This is a genomic window from Pigmentiphaga litoralis (genome assembly GCF_014651835.1).
Lineage (GTDB): Bacteria > Pseudomonadota > Gammaproteobacteria > Burkholderiales > Burkholderiaceae_B > Pigmentiphaga > Pigmentiphaga litoralis.
This window is the reverse complement of sequence record NZ_BMXQ01000001.1, coordinates 1,165,787-1,179,594: the sequence shown is the minus strand read 5'-3', so window position 1 is coordinate 1,179,594 and position 13,808 is coordinate 1,165,787. Positions and strand designations below refer to the sequence as shown.

The following is a 13,808-nucleotide window of genomic DNA, read 5'->3' as shown; positions in this document are numbered from 1 at the left end:
TCGTTGGCAGGCGCTTAACGCGCGCCGCCCAGGCCCGGGAACAGGCCCCCCAGATCGGGCATCTGGAACGATCCGGCGGGCAGGTCGAAGCGGGTCGCCGCAGGCGTCGTACCGTTCAAGGAATTGATCTCGATCCGGTTGCCAAAACGCAGCAGGCCCAGCCCATCCCGCTGGATACGCGCCACCAGGTCGTCAGCGCCCGGGGGAATGATCGTGCCCGACGCGGCCGCCAGCGTCTTGCCAAAGTGAACCGCCGCCGACGTGAATTCGGTGGCGCGCGCATCTTTCGCCAGGACCAGGTCTTCAGTGCGGGTGCGACGTTGGCCGTCTTCATACGTCAGCTTGTACACCGTGCCGGTAATGCCGGCCACGGTTTCCCTGGCCGACGTCGGCGTCAGCGACACGACGCTGTTGACCTGTTCAATGGCGGCCGTCGGGCTGGGCATCATGTTGCCGGCCATGCGCATCAGGTCCTTGGCTTCCATCACCACCGTGCGGCCCTGAACCTTGGCGATGTTGTAGACCTTGCCATCGCGCGCAATCATGTAGGCGCCGGGCTGGTTGGGCGACGTCACCCGCAGCCGCGACGTGCCCACGAATTCGACCGTGGCGGTCAGTTGCTTACCCTGTTCGTCGCGCGCGGTCAGGTTGGCCGTGCCGCCGGCATACACGCAGGCGGGCGCCAGTAATGCGGCAAGAATCCAGGTACGACCAATCATGCAAGCTTCCTTCGCCACAGTGCGGCAAGAACGGCCGCGGGCTAGGCGCCCGCAGCGTGAGGGGGAGACGACGCCGGGTGGAATTCGCCGGTCGCCGGGTTGCGCACCAGCAAGAGGCCGGTCGCGACACCGAAGTACGCGCCGTGCAGTTGCAGCTGGCCGCGTTCGACCAGGATGCGCACGCAAGGAAACGTCATCAGGTTATTGAGGCTGTGCTCGACCACCGCAAGTTCCATCTGCATCAGATATTTGCCGGGGTTGTCGCCCATCGGGCCCAGCCGCTCGGCCACCGGCGCGATCTGGCTCATCCACTTTCCGATGAAATCGCCCGGCGACAGCGCGGCGGAATGCTTGGCCACGGCCTGGATGCCGCCGCAATGCGCGTGGCCCAGCACCACGATGTGCTTCACGCGCAGGGACTGCACGGCAAATTCCAGCGCGGCGCTGGTCCCGTGGTAGGTCTCGCGGTCGTCTTCGTAAGGAGGCACCAGATTGGCCACGTTGCGAACCACGAACAGTTCGCCGGGCGAGGCATCGAAGATCACTTCGGGCGCGACACGGGAGTCGCAACAGCCGATCACCATGACTTCGGGTGTCTGGCCGCGTTCGGCCAGTGTGCGGTAACGGGCGCTTTCATCACTGAAGCGGCCATCAAGAAAATTCCGGTATCCGTCGGAGAGTCGTGTAGGGAACATGGGGCACCTGTCTTCGCGCCGTTCCAGAGCCGGAACGGGTAGCGAATGATATCAGCCACCCTCCGCGCAGAAAGGCGAGGGACCGTCAGCGCTGCGCACGCAGATCGACCAACGCCTGGGAAAGCAGATGCAGGGGGTCTTCCGACGCGGCCACAGCCGTACCGTTGACCGTGAGCACCAGAACGGCGCCCGGCAATTCGATCAGATCGACCGAATTCGGTGCGATCGCGACGCCAGCCTTCGGGGCAATCATCTTCAACGTGCGCATCAGCGCGTCAAGATCGTCATGATCGTAAATGGGATGGAAACTTCGGAAGCGATCAAGCAGTTCGTCTTTGAGCCGGTCCACGGACCGCTGCAACGCCACTTCCACACCATACACCTGTGCACTGAGCAGGCCATGTTCATCGGCCGTGACGAGCAGCGCGGTGGAGGGAAGGTCGGGGCGGACGCCGAACAGGGCGGTCTGCAGATGGGCTTCGGCGACGAGGCGCCTGTCGCCGGTCGACTGGGGTATGGGCATGGCAAGACTTCCAGTTCGAAGGGACGAGTCCAGAATAGTCGGATGCCCCCGCATGAGGGGTTACAGCAGGGTTGCGGGCATTTCCGGGTATGACAGGCCAGTGTCAGCCGGCAACCCCGTTGTTGCCATGGGCTTTGTCCAGCATCCATGCGGGTTTGTGCTAAGGTGTCGCGCACCGTCGGGCCCTCGCCCGGCGGCCAACGTTCTCGGGGCGGGGTGCGATTCCCCACCGGCGGTAATGGTGCGGCATCCCCATGCGCACCTAGCCCGCGAGCGCCCGCCACCCGGCGGGGTCAGCAGATTTCGGTGCGATTCCGAAGCCGACGGTACAGTCCGGATGAAAGAGAGCGGGACCTGTGCACCCAACCGCGCGCTTGTGCGCCCGGCCGCTGCATGGGCCATCCCGTCTTGCCTCGACTTTTTCCTTTCTGGAGAGTCGGAAGTGGGTCTTGCCAACATCAAAGTTTCCCCCAGCGCCACGGCGCCGGGCCGTATCGCGTTCGTCCAGGCCTGCTGGCACCGCGAGATCGTCGACCAGAGCCGCGACGCCTTCATCGAAGAGATGGGCCGCCTTGGTTATGAACGCGACGCCATCGACTGTTTCGAGGTGCCGGGCGCCTTCGAGATTCCCTTGCACGCCAAGCGGCTGGCCGAAACGGGCGCCTACGCCGGCATCGTGGCAGCCGGGCTGGTCGTTGACGGTGGCATCTATCGGCACGAGTTCGTGGCGCATGCCGTCATCGACGGGCTGATGCGGGTGCAACTGGATACAGGCGTCCCGGTGTTTTCAGCCGTGCTGACGCCTCACCATTTCCATTCGCACGGTGAACACCACGACTTCTTCCGCACCCATTTCCTGACGAAGGGCAGGGAAGTGGCGCAGGCCTGCGCCGCCACGGTGGCAGCTTTGGCGGCATTACCTTCGTAACGGAACTGACATTTGCGGGACGTTGGCGTATGCTCACGCCTTCGTTCCAGTCGTGTCTTTTTGTTACCCGCCTTGTCATGAATCGGTTCTTGGGTATGTTGGCGCTGGGGTCCGTCCTCGGCGCATTGCCGCCGGCGAGCGCCGATGTGGTCGGCGAAGCGCGCGAAGCCTGCGCCACCACACGCGACGTCAGTCTTGTCATCGTCAATCTTCGCGACCAGGGCTGGGCGGCGCAACGGGTGGTGGACGCCGTCCTGGATGTTTCCAAGGTCGACGACCCGGATACCCGGGGCTGGTTCCTGAACCTGGTCAAGGATGCTTACGACAACCGCGTCAGCACGCAGGATGTCGAGACGGACTACCAGGCCTGCCTGAAAGTGCCGCCTGCGACATCGCGTCTGCAGATCTGACGAGCCGGGCAGTACCTGCGCATGCGGTTATCGCCTGCGGACCCTCCGCCACCTGGGCGTGGCGGCACTGAACGATGATTTCGTGCAGCAGATCGACCTGAACGCATCGCGCGACGGGCTGGCCAAGGAAGATCCGCGCGGGCGCTATGCCAACCTGATTGCAGTGCGCACGCAGGACCTGGACAAGCCGTGGCAGATGCATCCGCCTCAACACTCGCCGTCCGTCAGACACGCAAGCGGCGGAAAAACTGCCCGCACCCAGACGCCCAAAACCCAGGGCACAGCGGATCTGGCTCCGCCAGTCCGCCAGTGCCGCCCCCTGGGGGGAGGCGCGAAGCGCCTAGGGGGGTTACTCCTTCTCTACACCCGCCGCAGCTGCGACCTTTTGCCACCGCACGCCTTCCGAACGGACGAACTCGGCAAATTCCGCCGGCGTCCCCGGGGCGGCGGCCACATTGCCGGCCTTCTCGATCCGGTCCATGTAGTCGGGCTGCTTCGAGATCTTTTGCAGTTCAGTGTTCAGGCGCGTAAGGATCGCGGGGGGCAGGTTCGCGGGCGCGAACAGGCCGGTCCAGGCGTTCACGGTCAGCTTGGGCAGGCCCTGTTCCGCAAAGGTCGGCACCTCGGGCAAGGACGCGGAGCGCTTCTCGCCCGTCGTCGACAGCGCGATCAGCTTCGCGCCCTTGACCGCGCCCAGCGTGTTGGGAATGGTCTCGACCATCATCTGGACCTGTCCGCCCAGCAGGTCGGGCATGGCCGCGCCGCCGCCCTTGTAGGGCACGTGCGTGATGTCCAGGCGGCTTTCCGACTTGAACAGTTCGCCCGCTAGATGCGAGATCGAGCCAATGCCGGCCGACGCGTAGGCCAGCTTGTTCGGGTTGGCCTTGGCATACGCTTCCAGCTCGCGCATGTTCTTGGCCGGCACCGACGGATTGATCACCAGCACGAGCGGACCGTCCTGCAGGCGGCCGATGGCGGTGAAGTCCTTGTTCAGGTCGAACGGCAGCGTTTTCTTCAGCGCCAGGTTGATGGCGTGGGTACCGATGGTGCCGAACAGCAGGGTATAGCCGTCGGCCGGGGCGCGCGCCACTTGTTCGGACGCGATGATGCCGCCTGCGCCAGGCTTGTTTTCGACAACGATGGGTTGGCCCAGTTGCTGGGACAACGATTGGGCCATGCTGCGGGCCAGGATGTCGGACGAGCCGCCGGCCGCAAAGGGCACGACCAGCCGTACCGGCCGGTTGGGATAGTCCTGGGCGGATGCGGCAGGCACCACGGCGATGGTGAGCAGCAGGCCGGCAAGCGGCGCCAATGCGGCAGCGAAGGAGGTCGAGGTCAAGCGGTTAGGTAATCCCATGGTGGCTCACTCTGGCGAAGGGTAGGGCGACTGCGGCGGGCGCAACGGCGGGTGCAGCGTGCATCGGACCAAAGTGTTTCGTATACGGTCCAGCGGTTTGCAGGCCACACATTATTGGTCGTCGTAACAGAGTGTCAAGGCATTTCGAGGCAGGGGGTGTCGAGGACTTGCTGTGTCGGAGCTATGCCGATATTGCATCGATGAAGGCGGGCGGTTAAGGTGGCGCCTTGTTGTCGGAGTGACGAAACATGGATTTCAAGCAGCTCGAATACTTCGTCCGTGTCGCGGAGCATGGCAGCTTCAGCCGCGCGGCGGCGGCGCTCGATACGGGACAGCCTTTCCTCAGCCGTCAGGTGCGACAGCTTGAAGTCGAACTGCGCAAGAACCTGTTCCACCGGCACGGCCGCGGCATCGTCCTCACCGATGCCGGCGAGCAGTTCCTGGCCTTTGCCAAAAGCGTGCTGCAGCAATACGAGGCGGCCAGCCAGGCCTTGAGCAAGGCCGAGGCCGACATTACCGGCCGCGTCGTGGTCGGCCTGCCGCCGTCGCTGGGCCGGGTGCTGACCGTGCCCCTGGTGCGTGCTTTCAGCGCGCGCTTTCCGCAGGCGCGGCTGACCATTGTCGAAGCGCTGAGCACATCGCTGCACGAACGGCTGGTGGCCGACAAGATCGACGCGACGCTGGTGTACGACCCGGTTGCATCCTCACTTACGCAGGTGGAGCGCCTGGTGACCGAGCCTATGTGCCTGATCCTGCGCAAGTCGCCCGAAAACGCCGGCCTGAGCACCGTGTCGTTCTCGCAACTGGCGGATCATTCCCTGATCTTTCCGTGCGAGCCGCACCCATTGCGGTCCCGGGTCGATGCCGAGGCAAGCCGTCAGGGTTTCGAGCTTGACGTCGCGTTCGAGATCGATGGCGTGGCGTCGATCGAGGCCTTGGTGGGCAATGGCCTGGGCGCCGCCGTCGTGCCCTACAACGTGCTGCGCGCCGGGTTGCACGCCTCGCAGCACGCCGATGAATTGCTGATCTGCCCGCTGGTCGATCCCATCATGAGTTCCTCCATCTGCCTGGTCACGGCAAGCCGCCGGCCGCCCACGTTGCTGGCCACGAAGATGGTGGACATGCTCCGTCAGGTGGCCCTGGACACGCTGGTGCTGCCCGACGACGCGCGCGAGGCCTGGCTGAACGAGGCGAAACGGTCTTAGGACCTGCGGCAAGTCGCGCCGTGCGTGTCGTTATGCACCTTCTGCATATCAACTAGTGGTCTGCGACCTCTGGCGAAGCGCCCGCCCGGCGGGCATGATGTCGTCATTGAACGGTCATCTCGGGCTGCCTGTTACAGGCGGTCAACGCCGGCCGTTTGCCCTGCAGAGGAAACCATGTCCTATACCTCCATTACCGCCACGCCGATTTCCCCGCATATCGGCGCCGAGATCGGCAATATCGATCTCACCCAGCCGCTGTCCGAGATTCAGCAGAAAGAACTGCACGATGCCTTCATCAAGTATCAGGTGGTGTTCTTTCGCGAACAGCAAATCAGCTTCGAAGACCAGATCCGCGTCGCCAGCTATTTCGGCCCGCTCGGCAAGCATGTCGGCGTCAACACGATCAGCAAGACAACCGATAACCCGCTGGTGCGCAAGTTCCATTACGACGAGACCTCCAAGCAGATTTCGGGCGAGAACTTCCATAGCGACCAGTCGTGTGCCGCGATTCCGCCGCTTGGCAGCATGCTGTACAACCACACGGTTCCGCCCGATGGCGGCGGCGACACGATGTTCGCCAGCATGTACTCGGCGTATGACGCACTGTCGCCGCGCATGAAGGTGTACCTAGAAGGCCTGACCGCTACCCATGACGGCACCCGCGTGTTCGGCCCGGGCACGCCGGTCAATTCGCATCCTGTCATCACGCGCCACCCTGTCAGCGGCAAGAAGCTGATCTACGTGAACACCGATTTCACGTCGAAGATCAATGAACTGTCGCCCAAGGAGAGCGATGCGATCCTGAAGTTCCTGATCGATCATTGCAACCGCCCGGAATGGACCTGCCGGTTCCGCTGGCGCAATCATTCGATCGCGTTCTGGGATAACCGCTGCACGCACCACAAGGCGATCTGGGATTACTGGCCCAACGTGCGCTCGGGCTTCCGGGTGCAGGTGGAAGGGACGGAGCCGCCGTTGGCGGGCTGAGGCCCTGCACCGGCACTGTCTGTCCGCTTCGCCTGTGCGAAGGGTCAGGCAAACAAGACGGCGATGTCGCGCAATGCGTGGCATCGCCGTTTTTCATTTGCCATGGCCGGTTACGTCCGGCGCGTGTTTGTGACGCGTCATCGTACTGACATGTCGTAAGCTTCGCGTGACAGTATGACGACGCGGGCGACCCGATGTGGGCGCCTGCCAGGGAGCGGCAAGGCATGTGGAATCAAATCTGGGGGACGGTCGTCGCGGAATTTTCGGACCTGCACGACGTGGCCGAGATCACGCGGGTATGCGTCAGGTTGCTGGTGGCCATGGTGTTGGGCGGCCTGCTGGGGTATGAACGGGAACTGCGCGGGACGGCGGCCGGGCTGCGCACCCACATGCTGGTGGCGGTGGGCGCCGCGCTGTTCGTGCTGGTGCCGCTTCAGGCCGGCACCCAGTTGGCGGACATGAGCCGCGTGTTGCAGGGCGTGATCGCCGGCATCGGCTTTCTGGGCGCAGGCGCCATCATCAAACTGGGTGAGCAGCAAGTGCGCGGGGTGACCACCGCGGCCAGCATCTGGGCGACCGCGGCGATCGGCATTGCCGCCGGCATGGGGCGTGAAGCCACTGCCATCTTGAGCACGGTCTTTGCGTTGGTCATCCTGGCCGCCATCCGGAGGGTGGCGCCCGACAAACGTTCGCCGCCGTTGGTGGAAGTGCCCCACGGCGCGCTGCACGAAGACCGGTCCAAGTTGATGCCATGACGGGCTCGGGACGGCACCGTGCCCATCCAGCCTAATGAAAATTCCGGCTTTCGGTGTTGAGCTTGCCCAGCAGCCCCGACAGGTCGACCAGCCGTTTCGCCACCAGGCTGCGAACACCCTGGTGGCTTTGCCAGATTCCGTACACCCCCAGCAAGGATGACCCCAGCAGTTCCTTGCGCTGGGTGTCGACCAGGCTGGGCCAGACGATCACATTGACGGGTCCCGTTTCGTCTTCCAGGGTGACGAAGATGGTGCCATGTGCCGTGCCGGGCCGCTGGCGGACGGTCACGATGCCAGCGGCACGCGCCAGTCTGCCATCGGGAAACTGGTTCAACCGGTCGGCCGCCATGAAACCGCGCGTGCCCAGGTAGCCGCGCAGCAAGGCCAGCGGATGGCGGTTCAGCGTCATCCGCAAGGACTGGTAGTCGGCCACGATTTCTTCGGACTCGGTGGGCGCGGGCAGATCCGGCGCCGGTTCATGCACGCCTGCGTCGCGCAGCAGGCCGCGTTCGGGCACGCTGTCGACCGCTTCCCACAAGGCCGTGCGCCGGTGGCCAGACAGCGCCTGCAGCGCGTTGGCCGCGGCCAGCGCCTGCAGGCTGTGCCGGTCCAGTCTGGCCCGGCGGCCGAGGTCGGTGGTGTCGGTGAACATGCGCTGCCGGCGCACGTCGACGATGCGTCGGCCCACGGCTTCGGCCAGCCCCTGGATCTGATTGAGCCCGATGCGCACCGACGGCGGCTTGGTCGCGTTGTCGAGTTTGGCATCCCAGTCGCTGATGCAGACATCGACCGGCAGCACCTTGACCCCATGCCGCTTGGCGTCCTGCACCAGCTGGTAGGGGGAATAAAAGCCCATCGGCTGGCTGTTCAACAGCGCGGTCAGGAAGGCTTCGGGTTCATGGCATTTGAGCCACGAGCTGACATACGCCAGTTGCGCGAAGCTGGACGCATGCGATTCCGGAAAACCGTATTCGCCAAAGCCTTCGATCTGCCGGAAGATCGCCTCGGCAAAGTCCACGTCATAGCCGTTGCCCAGCATGCCCGCCATGAGTTTGGTGCGATGCTTTTCAAGGCCGCCCTTGCGCTTCCAGGCCGCCATCGACCGGCGCAGCTGATCGGCCTCACCGGCTGTATAGCCGCCGGCCAGGATCGCGATCTGCATCACCTGTTCCTGGAAGATGGGAACGCCCAGGGTCCGGGCCAGCGCCTGTTCCACCTGCGGGCTGGGGTATTCGATCGGTTCAAGCCCCTGCCGGCGTTTGAGGTAGGGATGGACCATGCCGCCCTGGATCGGACCCGGCCGCACGATGGCGACTTCGACCACCAGGTCGTACAGCCGCCGCGGCCGCAGCCGGGGCAGCATGGTCATCTGCGCCCGGGATTCGATCTGGAACACGCCCATGGTGTCGGCGGCACAGATCATGTCGTAGGTGGCGGTGTCGTCGATGGGGATCTGGTACATCTCGAGCACGCGACCGCGCTGCTGCGACACCAGATCGAGCGCCCGCCGGATGACGGTCAGCATGCCCAGCGCCAGCACGTCGACCTTGAGCAGCCCCACGGCGTCCAGGTCGTCCTTGTCCCACTGCACCACGCTGCGGTCGGCCATGGTGGCGTTTTCGATCGGCACCAGCCGCGACAGCTTGCCGCGCGACATGACAAAGCCGCCCGGGTGCTGGGACAGATGGCGCGGAAATCCCATCAGCCGTTCGGCCAGCGCGCCCCAGCGCTGCGCGTGCAGCGATTCGGGATCGAAGCCGCATTCGACGAATCGTTTGTTCAGGCCGGCCTTGCCGTCCCACCACTGGTGGGTCTTGGCGACCTGATCGACCACGGCCAGGTCGATGCCCAGCGCCTTGCCGACATCCCGCAGCACACTGCGCGGCCGGTAGCTGATGACGACTGCCGTCAGCGCTGCCCGGTCGCGTCCGTACTTGCCATAGATGTACTGGATCACTTCTTCGCGCCGCTGGTGTTCGAAGTCGACATCGATGTCGGGCGGCTCGGAACGTTCGCGGCTGATGAAGCGTTCGAACAGCAGTTCGCTTTCCATGGGCGAGACGGCCGTGATGCCCAGGCAATAGCAGACCGCCGAATTGGCGGCCGACCCCCGGCCCTGGCACAGGATGCGGTGGTTGCGGGCGAACTTGACGATGTCATACACCGTCAGGAAATAGGCTTCGTAATTGAGTTCGACGATGAGGTCGAGTTCGCGCGTGAGCTGCGCCACCAGCTTGGCGGGCAAGGTCGGCCCGAAGCGTTCGTGCGCGCCGGCCCAGGTTTCGCGGCGCAGATAGCTGCCGGGTGTTTCGCCGGAAGGCACCACTTCTTCAGGGTATTCGTACTTGAGTTCGTCCAGCGAAAACGTGCAGCTGTCGGCCACCTTCAGGGTTTCGGCCAGCACGTCCGGCTTGTACAGGTTGGCCAGATGCAGACGGGACCGCACGTGCTGCTCGGCGTTCTGCGACAGGGCAAAGCCGCAGTCGGCCACGGACGTGCCGAGCCGGATGGCGCACATGGTGTCATGCAGGGGCTTGCGGGACCGCACATGCATTTCGACCTGGCCGGTGGCCACGATGGGCAGGGCATGCAGGGCGGCGACCTGTTCCACCACGGCGCGATGGCGGGTATCTTGCGCCCGGTTCAACAGGCACAGGCCCAGGCGGCAGCGTCCGGGAAAGGCGGCGGCCACCCAGGCTGCCTGGGCCGACAGGGTGTCCGGGTCGATGCCGTAGTCCGCCGACAGTATGATCTGGCAATCGGGCAGGCCCCGCAGGTGCGCCAGAGCCGGTGGCGGCGACGTGAAGTCGTTGGCAATGACCAGGTAGCTGCCCTTGTCGGCCCGGGTGCGGGCCAGGGTGATGAGCTCGCACAGATTGCCGTAGCCATTGCGGTTCTGGGCCAGGGCCACCAGCGAGAACGCCGGCGTGCCGTCGGGCGCGGTCAGGGTGAACTGGCTGCCGACGATCAGCTTGATCGGGGTTTCAGGATCCTTGGCCTGCACATGGGCGCGCACGACGCCGGCAAGCGAACATTCGTCGGTCAAGGCCAGTGCCGAATAGCCCAGGGCGGCGGCGCGCATGACCAGTTCTTCGGGGTGCGAAGCGCCGCGCAGGAACGAGAAATTGGACAGGCTCTGCAGCTCGGCATAGGCCGGCAGCATGGGCGTGAACAGGGATGCCTGGGCGCTCATGCGAACAAGCCGTGCAGGAACCAGCGGATGTCGTCATCAACCCGTTCACGGTAGATCCAGTAGCGCACCTGGTGATCGGATTCGGCAATGAAATAGTCGCGCGAGGCCGGGGCGTCGTCCCACCAGCCGGTTTCGAGCCGGTCGGGGCCGCGCAGCATCTTCAGCCGTGACCCGTACACCGGGCGATGCTGCTGCATGACAAGCGCAATCGGTTGTTCGAGCAACCAGAAGGGTCGGTCGGCCGCGGGTGCGACGGGCGCCGGTCTGGATTTGGGTTGCGGCGCAGGCTGCCAGCCGTTGGCGACTTCGGGCCGGTAATCGGCCTTGGGCAGGGGCTGCAGCACCTTGTCGGCGCCCAGGCGCGCGGTCAGCAATTCCAGCAGCCGGTTGTGATCGGCAGGCGTGCCGCCCGGCTCGGGAAACAACGATTCGGAGGGCAGGGTGCGCGCCGCGACGTCGGGCGCCGACAGGGTGACGGCAATGACCGGCGCGGTCAGCACCAGCTGGGCCAGCTTTTCTTTGAGCAGCCGCACCAGGTGTTCGGGATGCCAGGCGGGTTCGGCCAGCGAGATCTGCAGCAGGGTCGGGGGGATGGCATGCCGGCCCCGTTCGTGATCGAGCGCAAGTTCGATTCGCGCCACCGCCAGATGCTGCGCGACCAGCCATCCGGTCATCTGCTGGATCAGGCGATGGGCAACGAACAGCACGGCATCGGCATGGTCGATCCGTTCGATCAGTTCCAGCCTGGCCTGGAAGGTGGACGGCGCCACGACCCAGTCAAACAATTCAGGCGCCACGCCATTGGCGCGATCCAGCGCCACGCTGATGTCCTTGCCGCAGCGGCGCTGCAGGCCGGCCCGCGGCAGCCTGGCCAGGGCGCCCAAGGTGCGGCAACCGATACCTTCAAGCCAGTCCAGATGCTGCCGGGCCGGTGGCAGAAGCTGGCAGGACAGGCCGTCCATGCGTCTGGCCAGGGTGCGTTGGCGCAGCATGCGGCGGTGGCCGCGGCGTGGCGCGCGCGCCATGAGCCAGGCCCCTTGCGCGGTGGGCGCCATGCCCAGCTGCGCATGGAAACCCAGCAGCGCCATGGATTGCCGGATGCGCCGGCAGATGCCCCGTGGCCCGCCGAATGCCAGCAGGCTGGCGCTGACATCGAGCAGCAGGCTGTCGTCGGCGGCCATGGCCACTTCGGGGGTGTATTGCAGCAGGCACAACGCGATGTCGTTCAGGGCCGAGGCCTCGCGCACCGGGTCCCGATCGAGCAGGGTGGCTTCGGGCGCGATCGTGGACACGCCGCCCCGGCGCATGCCGGGCCGCACCCCCATGGCGAAGGCGGACGGCGTCATGGCGCGTACCTTGTCGTGGTCGAGGATCACCTGCCCGTGGGCAGGTGACTCAGACCAGCTCGGGCACAACACGTCGAGGCTGAGGCGCGTCAAATACACGCTGATCCACAAGCGCATCGTCGGACTCGGTAGAGGAAGTGAGCGGCAGGCCGGTAAGCGGCGCGGCTGCCGGGGCAAGGGCCGGCGACGTGGCGGGATGGGAGGCCGGTGGCGCCGAAGGTATCGTGGCAGGCGCCTTGACGCCGAAGCTGGGCGCGCCAAGGGTCACGAACAGCGGCCGGTCGTGGCTGGGACCGCGGCGCTTGACGATGTCGATCCGTACCTGATCGCCCGCGGGTTGCAGCAGCAGGCGCAGGGGGGAGGGCGACGCGTCCTGGGCCACCTTGGCCGGCCGGAACAGAAAGAAGAGGGTGTCGGCCGACTGGGCGGCCAGGTGCAGGCGGCGCAGGGATTCGGGACGGATCTGCGGCTGCCAATAGAGCAGGGCGCCGCAACTGCCGTTCTTGAGCACCTGTTCGGCGGCCCACAGGGCATCGGCCGTGCGGTCGGGCTTGAGCCAGAGCAGTTGCGACGACGACAGCCCCCATGCGCTCCAGCTGGCGACCTGGGGAATGAAGGGCGGTTGCAGCAGCACGATGCGCCGCTGCGGTGGCAAGGCGTTCAGCACCGGCTGAAGCAGCCGCAGTTCACCGATGCCGGGCTGCGACACGAGCAGGTCGACCAGCGTACCCGTGGGCCAGCCGCCGCCGGGCAATTCGGCAGACAGCGCATCATGCCCGGTGGGCAGGCAGGGCTGCCCGGACCGCGCCAGTTGCGAGCCGCGCCACAAGGACGGATGCAGGCTTTCCGGTGAAGGCAAGGGCAATGAAGCCCCCCGGCTGGAGGCACCCGGGCGGACGGACGGCGGGTGTGCAAGAATCTGCATGACGGGCTCCAACCAAGAAAAGACTGTACAAATATACAGTGTTTCGCCGTAACCCGGCAATGCGGTTCTGTAAGAGATGCTCAAGCCTGAGTCCGTTTGTCAGGGATACTGCCCCTTCTTTCAAGCGCCTGCCTCTGGTTGCTAAGATGCATCGCACTGCTTAACTTTCGTCTGGAGATCTCCCCATGACCCTCAATGTCGCCGTTCTTGTGGGCAGCCTGCGCAAAGGCTCTTACACCCGCATGCTGGCCCATGCCCTGGCCGAAGTGGCTCCGGACACGCTCAAGCTGTCCATCGTCGAGATCGGCGACCTGCCGCTCTATGACGAAGACCTGGACGGCGACGCGGCGCCCGCGTCCTGGACCCGCTTTCGCAAGGAAGTGCAGGCCGCCGACGCCGTCATGTTCGTGACGCCGGAATACAACCGCTCGGTTCCGGGGGCGCTCAAGAACGCGATCGACGTCGGCTCGCGGCCTTATGGCGGCAGTTCCTGGAGCGGTCGTCCGGGCGCCGTGATCAGCTGCTCGCCGGGCGGCATCGGCGGCTTCGGCGCGAATCACCATCTGCGCCAGTCCCTGGTCTTTCTCGATGTGCCGCTGATGCAGCAGCCCGAGGCCTACCTGGGCGGCGTCAACAAGTTCTTCGACGACCAGGGCAAGGTCACCAACGAAGACACCCGCAAATTCCTGACGACGATCATGACGACCTTTGCCAAGTGGGCCGAGACCAATCGCAAGCGTTGAGTCGTCAGCACCGACAGGGGAG

General features: G+C 65.3%; 13 protein-coding genes and 1 riboswitch. Of the genes, 6 read left to right on the top strand and 7 right to left on the bottom strand.

From position 1 onward, the window contains the following. Nucleotides 1–14: 14 nt before the first annotated feature. The 3 genes from IE116_RS05205 to IE116_RS05195 all read right to left on the bottom strand — a co-directional run bounded on the left by IE116_RS05205 (nucleotide 15) and on the right by IE116_RS05195 (nucleotide 1,937). Nucleotides 15–719, bottom strand: a complete 705-nt coding sequence (locus IE116_RS05205; RefSeq protein ID WP_189610393.1) for a hypothetical protein — start codon at nucleotides 717–719, stop codon at nucleotides 15–17. 41 nt (nucleotides 720–760) lie between these two features. Continuing rightward, the gene (locus IE116_RS05200; protein ID WP_189610391.1) at nucleotides 761–1,414 is read right to left on the bottom strand and encodes a carbonic anhydrase; all 654 of its coding nucleotides are present in this window, start codon (nucleotides 1,412–1,414) and stop codon (nucleotides 761–763) included. A gap of 85 nt (nucleotides 1,415–1,499) precedes the next feature. Continuing rightward, nucleotides 1,500–1,937: a hypothetical protein gene (locus tag IE116_RS05195; RefSeq protein ID WP_189610389.1), complete on the bottom strand. Its 438-nt coding sequence runs from the start codon at nucleotides 1,935–1,937 to the stop codon at nucleotides 1,500–1,502. A gap of 198 nt (nucleotides 1,938–2,135) precedes the next feature. After that, nucleotides 2,136–2,290: riboswitch (FMN riboswitch) on the top strand. Nucleotides 2,291–2,379: 89 nt separating this feature from the next. Between IE116_RS05195 and IE116_RS05190 the strand changes: the two genes are divergently transcribed. Next, nucleotides 2,380–2,865: a 6,7-dimethyl-8-ribityllumazine synthase gene (locus tag IE116_RS05190; RefSeq protein ID WP_229828006.1), complete on the top strand. Its 486-nt coding sequence runs from the start codon at nucleotides 2,380–2,382 to the stop codon at nucleotides 2,863–2,865. A gap of 77 nt (nucleotides 2,866–2,942) precedes the next feature. Next, nucleotides 2,943–3,275: a hypothetical protein gene (locus tag IE116_RS05185; protein WP_189610386.1), complete on the top strand. Its 333-nt coding sequence runs from the start codon at nucleotides 2,943–2,945 to the stop codon at nucleotides 3,273–3,275. A gap of 349 nt (nucleotides 3,276–3,624) precedes the next feature. On the opposite strand, the gene IE116_RS05180 is transcribed toward IE116_RS05185, so the two are convergent. Beyond that, nucleotides 3,625–4,614 carry a Bug family tripartite tricarboxylate transporter substrate binding protein gene (locus IE116_RS05180; protein ID WP_189610385.1) on the bottom strand — a complete coding sequence of 330 codons (990 nt, stop codon included), beginning with the start codon at nucleotides 4,612–4,614 and terminating at the stop codon, nucleotides 3,625–3,627. 266 nt (nucleotides 4,615–4,880) lie between these two features. Between IE116_RS05180 and IE116_RS05175 the strand changes: the two genes are divergently transcribed. From IE116_RS05175 to IE116_RS05165, 3 genes are all read left to right on the top strand, one after another. Further along, nucleotides 4,881–5,837: a LysR family transcriptional regulator gene (locus tag IE116_RS05175; RefSeq protein WP_189610383.1), complete on the top strand. Its 957-nt coding sequence runs from the start codon at nucleotides 4,881–4,883 to the stop codon at nucleotides 5,835–5,837. Between the two features lie 174 nt (nucleotides 5,838–6,011). Further along, the gene (locus tag IE116_RS05170) at nucleotides 6,012–6,824 is read left to right on the top strand and encodes a TauD/TfdA dioxygenase family protein (RefSeq protein WP_189610381.1); all 813 of its coding nucleotides are present in this window, start codon (nucleotides 6,012–6,014) and stop codon (nucleotides 6,822–6,824) included. Between the two features lie 224 nt (nucleotides 6,825–7,048). Continuing rightward, on the top strand, nucleotides 7,049–7,579 hold the full coding sequence (locus IE116_RS05165) for an MgtC/SapB family protein (RefSeq protein ID WP_189610379.1): 531 nt from the start codon (nucleotides 7,049–7,051) through the stop codon (nucleotides 7,577–7,579). 31 nt (nucleotides 7,580–7,610) lie between these two features. On the opposite strand, the gene IE116_RS05160 is transcribed toward IE116_RS05165, so the two are convergent. The 3 genes from IE116_RS05160 to imuA are packed head-to-tail and all read right to left on the bottom strand — an operon-like array spanning nucleotide 7,611 to nucleotide 13,043. Next, nucleotides 7,611–10,772, bottom strand: coding sequence for an error-prone DNA polymerase (locus tag IE116_RS05160; protein WP_189610377.1), 3,162 nt, complete (start codon nucleotides 10,770–10,772; stop codon nucleotides 7,611–7,613). Next, on the bottom strand, nucleotides 10,769–12,235 hold the full coding sequence (locus IE116_RS05155; protein ID WP_189610375.1) for a Y-family DNA polymerase: 1,467 nt from the start codon (nucleotides 12,233–12,235) through the stop codon (nucleotides 10,769–10,771). Before IE116_RS05155 ends, IE116_RS05160 begins: the two co-directional genes overlap by 4 nt. Then, the gene (gene imuA, locus IE116_RS05150) at nucleotides 12,168–13,043 is read right to left on the bottom strand and encodes a translesion DNA synthesis-associated protein ImuA (protein WP_189610373.1); all 876 of its coding nucleotides are present in this window, start codon (nucleotides 13,041–13,043) and stop codon (nucleotides 12,168–12,170) included. The genes IE116_RS05155 and imuA overlap by 68 nt, the downstream gene beginning before the upstream one ends. A 185-nt stretch (nucleotides 13,044–13,228) precedes the next feature. On the opposite strand from imuA, the gene IE116_RS05145 reads away from it, so the two are divergent. After that, the gene (locus tag IE116_RS05145) at nucleotides 13,229–13,786 is read left to right on the top strand and encodes an NADPH-dependent FMN reductase (RefSeq protein ID WP_189610371.1); all 558 of its coding nucleotides are present in this window, start codon (nucleotides 13,229–13,231) and stop codon (nucleotides 13,784–13,786) included. Nucleotides 13,787–13,808 lie beyond the last annotated feature (22 nt).

Excerpts from the sequence above, each read along its gene's own strand:
- IE116_RS05205 (WP_189610393.1), bottom strand. The coding sequence starts at position 719 with ATGATTGGTCGTACCTGGATTCTTGCCGCATTACTGGCGCCCGCCTGC.
- IE116_RS05200 (WP_189610391.1), bottom strand. The coding sequence starts at position 1,414 with ATGTTCCCTACACGACTCTCCGACGGATACCGGAATTTTCTTGATGGC.
- IE116_RS05195 (WP_189610389.1), bottom strand. The coding sequence starts at position 1,937 with ATGCCCATACCCCAGTCGACCGGCGACAGGCGCCTCGTCGCCGAAGCC.
- IE116_RS05185 (WP_189610386.1), top strand. The coding sequence starts at position 2,943 with ATGAATCGGTTCTTGGGTATGTTGGCGCTGGGGTCCGTCCTCGGCGCA.
- IE116_RS05175 (WP_189610383.1), top strand. The coding sequence starts at position 4,881 with ATGGATTTCAAGCAGCTCGAATACTTCGTCCGTGTCGCGGAGCATGGC.
- IE116_RS05170 (WP_189610381.1), top strand. The coding sequence starts at position 6,012 with ATGTCCTATACCTCCATTACCGCCACGCCGATTTCCCCGCATATCGGC.
- IE116_RS05165 (WP_189610379.1), top strand. The coding sequence starts at position 7,049 with ATGTGGAATCAAATCTGGGGGACGGTCGTCGCGGAATTTTCGGACCTG.
- IE116_RS05160 (WP_189610377.1), bottom strand. The coding sequence starts at position 10,772 with ATGAGCGCCCAGGCATCCCTGTTCACGCCCATGCTGCCGGCCTATGCC.
- IE116_RS05155 (WP_189610375.1), bottom strand. The coding sequence starts at position 12,235 with ATGCGCTTGTGGATCAGCGTGTATTTGACGCGCCTCAGCCTCGACGTG.
- imuA (WP_189610373.1), bottom strand. The coding sequence starts at position 13,043 with ATGCAGATTCTTGCACACCCGCCGTCCGTCCGCCCGGGTGCCTCCAGC.
- IE116_RS05145 (WP_189610371.1), top strand. The coding sequence starts at position 13,229 with ATGACCCTCAATGTCGCCGTTCTTGTGGGCAGCCTGCGCAAAGGCTCT.